This window comes from Streptomyces sp. NPDC056987 (assembly GCF_042673865.1).
Lineage (GTDB): Bacteria > Actinomycetota > Actinomycetes > Streptomycetales > Streptomycetaceae > Streptomyces.
The window spans coordinates 50,326-63,213 of record NZ_JBHURV010000005.1 but is presented as its reverse complement, the minus strand read 5'-3'; the positions used below and the strand labels follow the sequence as shown (position 1 = coordinate 63,213).

At 72.6% G+C, this 12,888-nt stretch carries 9 protein-coding genes; 7 read left to right on the top strand and 2 right to left on the bottom strand.

The features are described 5' to 3' along the window. Positions 1-91: 91 nt before the first annotated feature. Positions 92-2,119, bottom strand: a complete 2,028-nt coding sequence (locus ACFTZC_RS07830) for a GTP-binding protein (RefSeq protein WP_382887880.1) — start codon at positions 2,117-2,119, stop codon at positions 92-94. A 388-nt stretch (positions 2,120-2,507) separates the two neighbouring features. Between ACFTZC_RS07830 and ACFTZC_RS07825 the strand changes: the two genes are divergently transcribed. The 6 genes from ACFTZC_RS07825 to ACFTZC_RS07800 all read left to right on the top strand — a co-directional run bounded on the left by ACFTZC_RS07825 (position 2,508) and on the right by ACFTZC_RS07800 (position 10,822). Continuing rightward, a complete protein-coding gene (locus tag ACFTZC_RS07825; RefSeq protein ID WP_382887879.1) occupies positions 2,508-3,098 on the top strand; it encodes an antibiotic biosynthesis monooxygenase in 591 nt (196 codons plus the stop codon). A gap of 80 nt (positions 3,099-3,178) precedes the next feature. Continuing rightward, entirely contained in the window at positions 3,179-5,392 is a 2,214-nt protein-coding gene (pabB, locus tag ACFTZC_RS07820) for an aminodeoxychorismate synthase component I (protein ID WP_382887878.1), read from the top strand. A 116-nt stretch (positions 5,393-5,508) separates the two neighbouring features. Next, positions 5,509-6,984: an AMP-binding protein gene (locus ACFTZC_RS07815; protein ID WP_382888107.1), complete on the top strand. Its 1,476-nt coding sequence runs from the start codon at positions 5,509-5,511 to the stop codon at positions 6,982-6,984. 41 nt (positions 6,985-7,025) lie between these two features. Further along, positions 7,026-8,672: a class I adenylate-forming enzyme family protein gene (locus ACFTZC_RS07810; RefSeq protein WP_382887877.1), complete on the top strand. Its 1,647-nt coding sequence runs from the start codon at positions 7,026-7,028 to the stop codon at positions 8,670-8,672. Between the two features lies 1 nt (position 8,673). Then, the gene (locus ACFTZC_RS07805) at positions 8,674-9,900 is read left to right on the top strand and encodes an FAD-dependent monooxygenase (protein ID WP_382887876.1); all 1,227 of its coding nucleotides are present in this window, start codon (positions 8,674-8,676) and stop codon (positions 9,898-9,900) included. A 40-nt stretch (positions 9,901-9,940) separates the two neighbouring features. After that, positions 9,941-10,822 carry an aminotransferase class IV gene (locus tag ACFTZC_RS07800; RefSeq protein WP_382887875.1) on the top strand — a complete coding sequence of 294 codons (882 nt, stop codon included), beginning with the start codon at positions 9,941-9,943 and terminating at the stop codon, positions 10,820-10,822. A gap of 132 nt (positions 10,823-10,954) precedes the next feature. Here the strand turns inward: ACFTZC_RS07800 and ACFTZC_RS07795 are convergent, their stop codons facing one another. Beyond that, complete coding sequence (locus ACFTZC_RS07795) at positions 10,955-11,446, bottom strand: carboxymuconolactone decarboxylase family protein (RefSeq protein ID WP_382887874.1); 492 nt, start codon at positions 11,444-11,446, stop codon at positions 10,955-10,957. Between the two features lie 272 nt (positions 11,447-11,718). On the opposite strand from ACFTZC_RS07795, the gene ACFTZC_RS07790 reads away from it, so the two are divergent. Beyond that, positions 11,719-12,768 carry a sporulation protein gene (locus ACFTZC_RS07790; protein WP_382887873.1) on the top strand — a complete coding sequence of 350 codons (1,050 nt, stop codon included), beginning with the start codon at positions 11,719-11,721 and terminating at the stop codon, positions 12,766-12,768. Positions 12,769-12,888: the final 120 nt, after the last annotated feature.

Sequence of the window (12,888 nt, the reverse complement as noted above, 5' to 3'; positions counted from 1 at the left end):
GTTTCGTGGGCAGCACAGATCGCAACTTCTTAGGCAAGCCTAAGCTAAGTCGGATTTTCCTTTCAACCGGCCCGCGCGCCCGCCGGTTCCGTCAGCTGTCGTCCCGCCGGACACCCACGCGGCGCTGCACGCGCAGCAGGTACTCCGTGCGGTGCAGCGGGTCGTGGTCGGTGCGCGGTCGTGCCGGGGGCGCGCCCGGGACCTGCCGGTAGTGGTCGAAGAAGTACTCCAGCACGCCCTCGCCGCTGGTCAGCGACGGAAGTTGGAGTTCGAGACCATGCACCGAAGCGGCGGGGATGTCGCCCTCCACGAGATACGAGGCGCCCCGCGGCGCCGAGGTCCTCGGGACGGCGCGCAGCCGCGCCAGTACAGGGAGCACCGCGCCGAAGAGATCGGCCGGGATGTCGAGCCGGAAGCGGTGCACCGGCTCGTACACCCGGGTGCCGGCCCGCTTCAGCGCGTCCATCAGGACCAGTGGGGTCAGGTGGCGGAAGTCGCCCGCCGTGCTCGACATGCTCTTGTCGAAGACGGCGTGGGAGTGGCTCTGCCGCGGGGCGTAGCCGGAGCGGGTCAGGGTGACCAGGCAGTCGGTGACCCGCCAGCCGTACAGCCCCTGCCCCAGGGTCTCGGTGACGGTCTCCCGCACGGCCTTGATGAACGCGTAGGGCATGGAGCCGAGTTCGACGCCGAGCCGGAACTCGACGCCGCTGCCGACGGGCGCGGGCTCGACGCGCAGACCGACGGTGGCGAGGAACGGGTTGGCGTCCTTGTCGAGGATCTCGGCGGCGGCGCCGGTGCCGGCCGGCCGCTCGATGTGGAGGGTCGTCGTCTCCCGGAACGTGACGCCGATGCCGAAGTCGTCCGCGAGCGTCGCCTGGATCACCTCCTTCTGCACCTCGCCGTAGAGCGAGACGGAGGTCTCCTGCCGTACGTCGTCCCGGCGCAGCCCGATCAGCGGGTCCTGTTCGGCGAGGCGGGCCAGCGCGAGGTGGAGTGCTCCCCGGTCGGCGGCGCGCACCGGGGTGACGACGGTCTCCAGGGTCGGCGGGGCGAAGTGGTGGGCGGACGCGGGTCCGGGGCGCGGTGTGCCGATCGTGTCGCCGATCCGGATGTCCGTGAGTCCCGCGAGCGTTCCGATCCGGCCGGCGGTGAGCGCGTCGCCGGGGACGGCGGGGCCGCGCTCGAACACACCGATCGCGGTGACCTTGCCCGTCCGCTCGGCCGCGCCCCGGGGGACGGGGTGGAGGGGCAGCCGGTCGCGTACCCGGACCGTGCCGGAGAACATCCGGACGTAGGCGATCTTCTCGCCCGCCGGGCCGCGGTCGATCTTGAAGACGGAGCCGGACACGGGTCCCCCGGAGTCACCGCCCGCCGTCGGCAGCAGTTCGGTGATCCCGGCCATCAGTGCCTCGACGCCCGCGCCGGTGATGGCCGAACCGAAGAACACCGGGTGGACGAGCGACCGCCGCGTCTGCGCCGCGAGTTCGGCGCGGAGCCGGGTGTACGGGAGGGGCGCACCGCCGTCGACGTACGCGGCCAGGAGCGCGTCGTCGTGGTCGGCGAGGAGCGCGGCCAGTTCGGCGGCGAACGCCGGGGCGTCGGGTCCGTACGGCCGGGCGTGGGCCGCGGGGGTGCCGAGCCGGCCGGCCGCGGTGAGGGCGATGCCCGACGGGGCGAGCTTCTCGGTGATGCCGCGCAGGACGCGCGCGTACCCGGCGCCCGGCCGGTCGATCTTGTTGACGAAGACGAGGGTGGGGATGCGCAGCCGCCGCAGGGCCCGCATCAGCACGCGGGTCTGTGCCTGGACGCCCTCCACGGCGGAGACGACGAGGACGGCGCCGTCGAGCACGCTCAGGACGCGTTCGACCTCGGCGATGAAGTCCGGGTGGCCTGGAGTGTCGATCAGGTTGACCGTGGTGTCGCCGACGGCGAAGGAGGCGACGGCGGACTTGATGGTGATGCCGCGCTGCCGCTCCAGCGCGAGGGAGTCGGTCTGGGTACTGCCGTCGTCGACGCTGCCGATCTCGTCGATGACGTCGGCGGCGTGGAGCAGCCGCTCGGTCAGGCTTGTCTTCCCGGCGTCAACATGCGCCAGGATTCCCAGGTTGAGCGTGTGCACGGAGTGTCATGTCCTCGGGGTAGACGGGGGTTCCTTTCGGGGTGGACATGAGAGATCCGCGCATGATCATCGCTCCTGGGTCGTCCGGTGCCGTACGGGTCGTCGGCCGCTGTGCGGGTGACGAGCGGCAGTTGATCAGAGGGCGGTCCGCGGGGGCAACCGGTTTACGAGGCGGCGGGGACACCCCGGGCGGCCGGCGCCGCGGACGGCCGGCGCCCCGGCCCGAGGGGTGTGAAGGGTCCCCGCCAAGGATTCACAGGATTCGTCCGGAACCGATTGAACACATGGCACAGTGCTTTCGTATTCAAGGATGTCCGGCTCGATGAATTGGGATCACCGGCCAAGGGATCACAGGCATCGCGATGCCCAAAAGGAGGTCACGGCCGGAGTGCCGAACGAACCGATCACCGTCACGACCGCCTACCATGTCGCGCCGGGCCGCGAAAGCGAGTTCCGCTCATGGGCGATGGCGGTGCTGGGCGCGGCGGCCCGCGTTCCGGGTTATCTGGGCGGAGGTGTCCTCGCCCCCGGGGACACCGGGGCGGAATGGCATGTCATTCACCGGTTCGACTCCGCCTATTCCACGGCGGCCTGGGAGGAGTCGGCCGCCCGGACACAGTTGGTGTCGTACGGGGATCAGCTTGCCCGGGAGACCGGGCACCGGAGGATACGAGGTCTCAGCGCCTGGTTCGAGGGACCGCCGGAGAGCGCACCGCCGGCGCCGCCCCGGCCGCCGCCGAAATGGAAGTTGTGGTTCGTGAACATGGGCGCCGTCTTTCCGCCGGTGCTCGTCTTCAACCTGACGGTGATTCCCTACTTGGGCGGTCTCAACGCACTCGTACGCACACTCATTCTCTGCCTGAGCGTGACGGCCATTGTCACCTGGGTGCTGATGCCGCGTCTTCAGCGCTTCCTCAAGAAATGGCTGTATCCCCCTCTCCAGGCGCTCCGCGGACGGCACAAACGCCGGACCGCTTGAAAGGAACGCGCGGAAACAAGGGGCACGGGACGAGGCACGGAACCGCAAGGCCCCGGAAAGACGAAAAGGAGGTGGGCCGGGTGAAGACTCTGCTCATCGACAATTACGACTCGTACACGTACAACCTGTTCCAGCTCATCGCCGAGGTCAACGGCGAGGAGCCGGTCGTGCTGCTCAACGACGCGCCGGGCGGCGCGGAGCTGGATCTGCAGAAGTTCGACAACGTCGTGGTGTCCCCGGGGCCGGGACATCCCGGCACGGCGCGCGACTTCGGTATCGGTACGGCGCTGCTCGCCCGGTCCGGAATACCCGTGCTCGGGGTCTGCCTGGGCCATCAGGGCATCGCCGTGGGCGAGTTGGCCCAGGTGGTGGCGGCGCCCCGCCCCCGGCACGGGCATCTCTCGGTCATCCGGCACGACGGCCGGGAGCTGTTCCGCGGGATACCGCAGAACTTCACCGCGGTGCGCTACCACTCCCTGGCCGTGCGCGAGCCGCTGCCGCCGACCCTGGAGGCCACCGCGTGGGCCGAGGACGGGGTGCTGATGGGGCTGCGGCACCGGACCCGGCCGATGTGGGGCGTGCAGTTCCACCCCGAGTCGATCCTCACCGAGTTCGGCCACCGGATGCTCGCCAACTTCGCGGAACTCACCGCCTCCTGGTCGCGTTCGGGCCACGCGCGGACCCGGGGACGGCGCACCGTGGCGTCCCCCCGCGCCACGGCGAAGACGAAGGTGAAGGCGGAGGCGGAAGCGGAGGCGGCCCCGGCCGGCGGGGCCCCGGCCTCCAGGGCACGGCCCCGCACCACCGGAACAGGCCGCTACCGGCTGCACAGCAGGATGATCGACACCGCCGTGGACCCCGAGGCCGCGTTCACCCGGATGAGCGCCGCCGCGCCGCGTGCGTTCTGGCTGGACAGCGCGCGGGTCGAGGCCGGACAGTCCCGCTTCTCGTTCTTCGGGGACGGCACGGGCCCACTCGCCGAGTTCGTACGGTACGACGTCGGCTCGGGTCACTGCGAGATCGAGCGGACCGGGCAGGCCGTGCATCGCGTACCGGGCAGCGTGTTCGACCATCTCGGACGCCAGCTGGCGGACCGCGCGGTGGACGCGCCCGAGCTGCCCTTCGACTTCACGGGCGGCTATGTCGGGTACTTCGGGTACGAGATGAAGGCCGAGTGCGGGTCCCCCAACCAGCACCGGGCCGAAACCCCCGACGCCTGCTGGCTGTTCGCCGACCGGATCGTGGCGGTGGACCACCAGGAGGGCACGACGTACGCGGTCGCCCTCGCCGAGAACACCCCGCACGGCACGCGGGAGGCCGCCGACTGGCTCGACTCGGCGGTGGCGGAGCTGAGTTGCGTACCCGCGGCCCACGAGCCCGCCGCGCCGCGCCCGGCCGCGGCCGAACTCGGCGCCGCCGAGCCGTGGCTGGAGCGCGACCGCAGAACCTATCTCGCCGACATCGAGTCCTGCCAACGCGAGCTGGCCGCCGGGGTGAGCTACGAGATCTGCCTCACCAACGCCGCCGATCTGCCGGCGCCGCCCGACGCGTACGACTTCTACCGGGTGCTGCGCCGCCACAACCCGGCCCCGTACGCAGCCTATCTGCGGTTCGGCGAGGTCGACGTGGCGTGCTCGTCGCCCGAGCGGTTCCTGCGGATCGGCCGGGACGGCACCGTGGAGGCCAAGCCGATCAAGGGCACGGCGCCGCGCAGCGAGCGGCCCGAGGAGGACGCCCGGCTGCGGGACTCTCTCGCCGCCGACGAGAAGACCAGGTCCGAGAACCTGATGATCGTCGATCTGCTCCGCAACGACCTGGGCCGGGTCTGCCGGACGGGCACCGTGCGGGTGCCCCGGCTGATGGCGACCGAGACCTACGCGACCGTGCACCAGCTGGTCTCCACGGTGCGGGGCGAGCTCCAGGAGGACCGGAGCGCGCTGGACTGCGTACGCGCCTGCTTCCCCGGCGGTTCGATGACCGGGGCGCCGAAGCTGCGCACCCTGGAGATCATCGACCGCCTCGAAACCCGGGCCCGCGGGGTGTACTCCGGCGCCGTCGGCTATCTGAGCTGCAACGGCGCCGCGGACCTCAACATCGTCATCCGTACGGCCGTGTTCAGCGGCGGCCGCATGCGGCTCGGGGCGGGCGGCGCCATCGTCCTCGGCTCCGACCCCGTGGCGGAGTACGACGAGATGCTGCTCAAGACCGCCGCCCCCATGCGCGCCTACCGGGACCACACGGTCCTCTCCGGCGCCCCGCACCCCGCTGTCCCCGTAGAGGAGCCGGTCCGTTGACGCCCCCCACCACCCTGCGCCTGACCCCGCGCCCCTCCGCCGCGCCACCGGATCCCCGCGCCGTCACCGACGGACACCCGGGGCGTCCGGGCACCGCCAGGAGCCGTCCGGGCAATCTGGCGGCCGACCTCGCCGACCTGGCGGAGCGGCACGGCTGGACCGACCGGCCGGCGTTCCACCAGGAGCACCGGGTCTGGACGCACGGGGAGGTGCACGACCTCGCGGCGCGCGCCGCGACCGTACTGGCCGACCGGGGGGTCGCCCCCGGTGACCGGGTGCTGCTCGCGCTCCCCGACTCCATCGCGTGGGTGACCACATTCCTCGCGCTGGCGCGGCTCGGCGCCACCGCGGTGCTGGTCAATCCCGAACTGCCGTGCTCCGACCATGCGTTCATGGCCGAGGACGCCGGGGTCACCCTGGGCGTGACCGGTCCCGGGCTGGAGGACAGGATCCCGCCGGACCGGCGGCTGTTCAGCGACCAGCTCCTGGCCCTCGCCTGCACCGCGGAACCGGCCGCCGCCCGCCCCGCCGGGTCCGGTACCCCGCTGTACATCCAGTACACGTCCGGAACGACCGGGCGCCCCAAGGGTGTGGTGCACCGCCACGGGGACCCGGAGGCGTACTACGAGTTCATCGGGAGGCGGCTGCTGCGGATCGGGCCCGACGACGTCACCCTGTCGGTCTCCAAGCTCTTCTTCGCGTACGGCTTCGGCAACGCGTTCGTCTTCCCGCTCTTCTCCGGGTCCTCCGCGGTCCTGGTCGACCGGCGCCCCTCCCCCGCCGCCGTGGACGAACTGGTGGCGCGCCACCGGGTGACCCTGCTGTACTCCGTGCCGTCGGCGTACGCGGCGCTGGTCGCCGACCGGGCGGACGGACACGCGGCGTGCTTCGCCTCCGTACGCGCCGCGGTCTCGGCCGGTGAGGGGATGCCCGCCGGGCTGGGCGAGCGGGTCTGCGAACTGCTCGGCGCGCCCGTCCTGGAGCAGATCGGCTCGACCGAGGTGGGCCACGCCTTCTGCGCCAACAGCCTCTCCCACAACGCGCCGGGGACCGTGGGCCGCCCGGTGCCGGGGTACGAGGTGCAGCTGCGGGACGGCGCCGGGGCGCCGGTGCCGGACGGCGAGGAGGGCGAACTGTGGGTCAAGGGGCCCACGGTGACCTCCGCGTACCTCAACCTGCCCGAGGACAGCGCCCGCACGGGGGCCGGCGGCTGGCTGGCCACCCGGGACCGCGCCCGGCGCGAGCCCGACGGCGCGTACCGCCATCTCGGCAGGACGGACGACATGGAGATGGTGGGCGGCATCACCGTGTCACCGCTGGAGATCGAGGCCGTGCTGCGCACGCACCCGGCGGTCCGCGAGGTCGCCGTGTCGGCCGTCACCGACGACGAGGGCGCCACCCGGCTGCGGGCGTTCGTGGTGCCGGCGGCGCCGGCCGAGGACGCCGAGGAGCTGGCCGCGGGGATCACCGCGCTCGCCAGGGAGCGGCTCGCCCCGTTCAAGGTGCCGAGGACGGTCACTGTCGTGGAGTCGCTGCCGCGCACCCCGACCGGCAAGCTCCGCCGCCATCTCGTCCGCGGGGGCTCCTGGTGAACTCAATGCGGACATACGGATGTTCAGAAAGGAACCGCCCCATGCGACAGCCTCTCCTCTCCGAGCGCGGTTTCTCGCTCGGGATGATGTTCCAGCAGGCCGCCCGCCGGTACGGCGCGGTCCCCGTCACCCTGGACCGGCCGCTGGATGTGAGCCCCGGGGCCGGGCTCGACCTCAGCTATCCCGAGCTGGCCGATCTCGTGGACGACCTCTCCGCGCGGCTCTGGGCGGCGGGCGTCAGACCGACCGAGCGGGTCGCCATCCACAAGACGGACAACGTCGACATCGTGGTGCTGGCCTGCGCGGTCTCCCGGATCGGGGCCGTGCCCGCGCTGCTCTCGCCCGGACTGCACGGCCGGGTCGCCGGTGAGCTGCTGGACCGTCTCGACCAGCCCTGGCTGCTCACCGACCGGGCCACGCTGGACGGTTCGCTGCGGGACGCGGGCGCGCCCGCGGCGGAGGCCGGCGCGCCGGGCGCCCGCGCCCCCGGGATCGCCGGGCTGGTCCGGCAGGTGCTCACCGTCGACCCGAGCGGCGGCGCCGCCGCGGAGCCGGGTGGCGCCGTACCGCTGGACACGTACGTCGGGGCGCCGCCGCACGCGCCGGTACGGCTCCACCCGCGCGAGCCCTCGCTGATCACCCACAGCTCGGGCACCACGGGGGTGCCGAAGCTGGCGGTGCACTGCGCCAACACGATGTGGAACCGGCTGGTCCCGCAGAAGGCGATGGGCTGGCCGACCCGCGGCGAGAGCGCGGCGCTGCACCTGTCCTTCGTCCACTCCCGCTTCTACCATCTCCTCGGTGTGCTGCTGCACTTCGGCAGCCCGCTGCTGCTGATCGTCGACCCCGACCCGGCGTCGGCCGGGCCGCTGCTCGCCCGGCACCGGCCCGGCATCGTCGAGACCCATCCCAACACCTTCGTGCTGTGGGAGGAGCTGGCGGACGCGCCCGGTGCGCCGCTGTCCTGGGTGCGTTCGTACGGGTCCACCTTCGACGCCATCCATCCGCGCACCGTCCGCAAGCTGCTGGGCGCCTCCCGGCGGCGCGCGCCCTGGCTCGTACAGCTCTACGGGCAGAGCGAGACGGGTCCGGTGGCGTTCCAGTGGTATTCGCGGCGCGGCGCCGCGAAGGCGGACGGCAGACGGGTGGGGACAGCGATCCCCGGCTTCACCCGGGTCCGGATAGCGGACGGCGAGGGACGCCGGGCCGCGCCCGGCGCACCGGGCCGGATCGAGGCCCGCACCCGGGGCCGCATCCTCACCTATCTCGGGGCCCAGGAGACCTACGACCGGCAACTGCGCGACGGCTGGTGGCAAATGGGGGACGTGGGGTACCGCGGCCGCTGGGGCGGGCTCTATCTGATGGACCGGGAGATCGACCTGATCGACGAGGTGAACAGCAATCTGGCGGTGGAGGACGTGCTGATGTCCCGCCTGGACGAGCTGCGCGAGGTCGTGATCGTGCCGGGCGCGGAACGCGAGCCGGTGCCGGTGGTGTGTGTCCGGGGCGACGAGCCGCTGGACACCCGGCGGTGGCGTGAGGCCACCGCGGATCTGCCCGTGATGTCGGCGCCCCTGCAGTGGCGGTTCGACGATCTGCCGAGGACGTCGACGTGGAAGATCAAACGGGTGGAGATCACGGCCATGCTCACCGAGGGTGTCCTGCCCGCCGTCCGTTTCGGAGGCTGAGATGACCTCGGTCATGGTGGTGGGCGCCGGACCCGTGGGCCTGTCGGCGGCGCTCGCGCTGCGGGCGGGCGGCCTGCCGGTCACCGTGCTGGAGGCCGATCCGAAGGGCCGCGAACGGCCGGGCAGCCGGGCCCTGTTCGTGCACCGGGAGACGTTGCAGCTGCTGGAGCGGATGCGCCCGGGGCTCGCGGCCGAGTTCGTCGCGTACGGCCGGACCTGGCACACCCGACGCACCCTGTACCGGGGGCGTGAGGTGTACGCGCGGACCTTCCCCGCGCCCTCCCCCGCGCCGGCCGGGGACGCGGCGGGCGCGGCGGCCGTGCGCGGCACACCGTTCACGAGTCTGCGGCAGGTGGACACGGAGCGGTTCCTGCTCGCGGCGTGCGAGGCCGCCGGTGTGCGCTTCGAGTGGGGGGCGCGGGTCGAACAGGTGCGGGTGTCGAAGGACCGCGTCGGCATCACCACCGGCGACGGCAAGGACTGGTCGGGCAGCCATGTGATAGCGGCCGACGGCGCCCGTTCGACGGTGCGGGCACAGCTCGACATCCCGATGCGGGGGGTCCGGTCCGAGGGCTTCCACGTGGTGGTGGACGTCGCCGACATCCCGGGCGCGGAGCTGCCCCTGGAGCGGGTGTTCCACTACGAGCATCCGGGGGCGGGCGGGCGCACGGTGATGCGGGTCCCGTTCACCGGCGGGTTCCAGATCGATCTCCAGTGCCGGGACGACGACGCGCCCGAGGCGTACGGGACGGAGGAGGCGGTACGGAGGTGGCTGCCCCGGCTGGTGGGGGAGGGTTACGACGAGCGGGTGCTGTGGGTGTCGACGTACCGCTTCCTGCGCAAGGTGGCCGCCGAGTTCACCGATCCGGGCCGCCGGGTGCTCTTCGTCGGCGAGGCGGCGCACCTCTTTCCGCCGTTCGGCGCGCGCGGCATGAACAGCGGGATCGCGGACGCGGCGGCCGCGGCCTCGGCCGTCGCCGAGGGGATCGCCACCGGGTCGGCGCGCCCCGTCGAGGAGTTCGCCGCGGCCCGGCGGGCGGCGGCGCTGTTCAACAGCGCGGCGGCGGGGGCGGCGCTCGACCACCTCCGGCCGCGGCGGGCCGTCCGGGTCAAGCAGCGCGCCGCGGCGGCGCTCTCTCCCGTACTGCCGTGGTGCGGCGAGTGGCTGGAGCGCGCGCCGTACGGTCCCCGGCACGGCTCTCCGGCCGGCGCGGGCCGCACATACTGACGACAGGCTGGGTGTGACGGACGACAGGAGGGACGACCGGATGGCGGCGACACCGACCGACCGCGCGGACGCGGTCACGGAACGGGTTCTGGGCTGGGAGCCCGGCCACGGCTTCACCGTTCTGGCGGAGCCGGCCGGGGGGCCGGCGGAGGCCGGCGGCCCGGCCGGGGCACGGGGCGCCGGCGCGTCCGGCGGGGCGCTGCCGGCGGCGGACTCGTGGCTGGTCACCGACGGGCGGGTACGGGCGCTCTCCCGGCACCGCGAGCGGTTTCTGCGCGCCTGCGCCGAGACCGTGGAGCTGCCCCACGGTCAACTGGCGGCGTTCTGGCAGGACATGACGGCCCAACTGCCGCACGAGGGGATGTGGTTCCCCCGGGTGGAACTGGCGCCGCCGGGACGTACTCCCCTGCTGAGGCTGCGGTTACGGGTCGCTCCGCCGCTCGCCTCGGGGGTGCGGGTCTGGGCGGACGGCCAACTGGACCCGCGCGCGGTCCCCCGGCGCAAGGGCCCGGACCTGGAGACGCTCGCCGGGGTACGGCGGCGGGCGGCCGCCCATGGGGCCGACGAGGCGCTGCTGACCACCGCGTCGGGGCTGGTGCTGGAGGCCGCGTACTCCAGTGTGATGTGGTGGGAGGAGGGGACGCTCTGTGTGCCCTCGCCGGCGCTTCCGGTGCTGGCGGGGGTCACCACGGCGGTCATCCGCGAACGGGCCCGGCGGGCGAGGATCCCGTTCGTCGCCCGTGACCGCACGGTGGCCGAGCTGGCCGGACGCGAGGTGTGGCTGGTCAACGCGCTGCACGGGATCCGTCCGGTGACGGCCTGGACGGGGCGGCCGATGGAGGCGGGGGCGGCGACCCGCGCGCCGGAGTGGCGGGAATGGCTGGCCGGTATCACCGAACCGCTTCCGGTGGACTGGCCGTGAACCCCGCCGAAAGGATGTCCGGCACCGGAATCTGAGCTCCGGAAGCGGGTGCCCGGGAATGCGAATGCGGATATCGCGCCGAGCCGTTCAGAAAGGCTCGGCGCGATATCCGCGTTTCTCCGTATCCCTGGTTCAGGAATTCTTGGGGACCGCCTGGTACGCACCCGGAATCATCCGGGTGGCGATGGCGATGCGGTTGTACGCGTTGATGACGGTGGCCGCCCAGATCAACGCGGCGACCTGAGCCTCCTCGAAGACGGCGGCGGCCTCCGCGTACACCGCGTCCGGCACCTGCCCGTCGTGCACCAGGGTCACGGCCTCGGTCAGCGCGAGGGCGGCACGCTCCCGCTCGTTGAAGAACGGCGTCTCCCGCCAGGCGTTCAGCGCGTAGATACGGTGCTCCGCCTCGCCCTGGGCACGGGCGTCCTTCGTGTGCATGTCGAGGCAGAAGGCGCAGCCGTTGATCTGCGAGGCGCGAATCCTGATCAGTTCCAGGATTTCCGGCTCGACCTTGGCGTCGGCCGCCGCGGAAACGGCGGCGGCGTGCAGAGCTCCCATGGCACCGGAGACGTCCGGGGTGAGTTTCTTCAGCGGTACACGGGGAACGGATTCATTGCTGGTCATGCCCCGAACTCTATTCGCAGGAAGGCCGGTCGGGGAACGGAACGGAGAAATACCGGAAGAGCTTTCCGCGGGTTCCGGGGTACGGAGGGCCGCCCGGGTCCGGCGGGGAGGCCACCCCACCGCCCGAGTGGCTGGAAACCGTCGCTCCTGGGGCGCGTCTTGGGAATCGCTTTACCCTCTGGGGTAGTTCTGGGGGCTCCCCACGCCCCGCCGGTCCTCAGCGGGGATCCGTGCAGGGAACGACAGAAGCATATGAAGGAGTGGACGCCACGATGGTGTTCAAGAAACTGCTCGGAGCCGTCGGTGTCGGCGGGCCCTCGGTCGACACGGTGCTGGACAGCACGACCGCCGTCCCCGGCGGCCCCCTGACCGGCCGGGTGCTGGTGCGCGGCGGCGGGGCGGACATGGAGATCGAGCAGATCACGCTGGATCTGGTCGCCCGTGTGGAGGCGGAGGGCGAGGACGGCGAGGCCGAGGGGACCGTCGTCTTCGACCGCGCGGTGGTTGGCGGCGGCTTCCGGCTGGCCGAGGAGAGCGAGTACGCCGTGCCGTTCTCGCTGACCCTGCCGTGGGAGACGCCGGTGACCGAGCTGCACGGCCAGCCGCTGGGCGTGGTGCTGGGCGTACGGACCGAACTGGCCGTGGCCGGAGCCCGCGACAAGGGCGATCTCGACCAGCTCCGCGTGGCGCCGCTGCCGGTCCAGGAGGCGATCCTGGAGGCTCTCGGACAGCTCGGCTGGGGTTTCAAATCAGCCGACTTGGAGCTGGGGCACATCCACGGCTCCGGCCAGCAGCTGCCCTTCTACCAGGAGCTGGAACTCACCCCGCCGGCGCAGTACGCGCACACGGTGAACGAGATCGAGGTGACGTTCCTCGCCACGCCCGGCGGGATGGAGGTCGTCATCGAGGCCGACAAGCGCGGCGGGCTCTTCTCCGGCGGCCACGACACCGTGCACCGGTTCGCCGTCTCGCACCACGACGTGGCGCGGACGGCGTGGAACACCGAGGTCGAGGGATGGATGCGGCAGATCGTCGACGCACACGCCGCGCACGCCGCGCGGGCCGGCTCGTACGGCGCCCACGGGCAGGGTGGTTACGGCGGTTACGGCCACCAGGGCGGGCACGGCGGCTACTCCGACCACGGCCATGGCGAGCACCACTCCGGTGAGCGCCGCTCCGGGCCGAGCACGGGGGCCGTGGTGGCCGGCGTCGCCGCGGGTGTGGCCGTCGGCATCGTGGGCGGCATGGTCGCGGCGGAGGTCGTCGACGAGATCGGCGACGCCTTCGAGGGCGACGAGGACGAGGGCGGGGACGAGGAGTAGCGGCCGGCGTCCGTGCCGGGGCCGGCCCCCCCCCCCCCGCCGCCCCCCCCCCCGCCGGGGGAGCACCAAAGCCCGTAGAATAATAAAAAAAACACACCCCCCAAAAAAAAAACCCACACA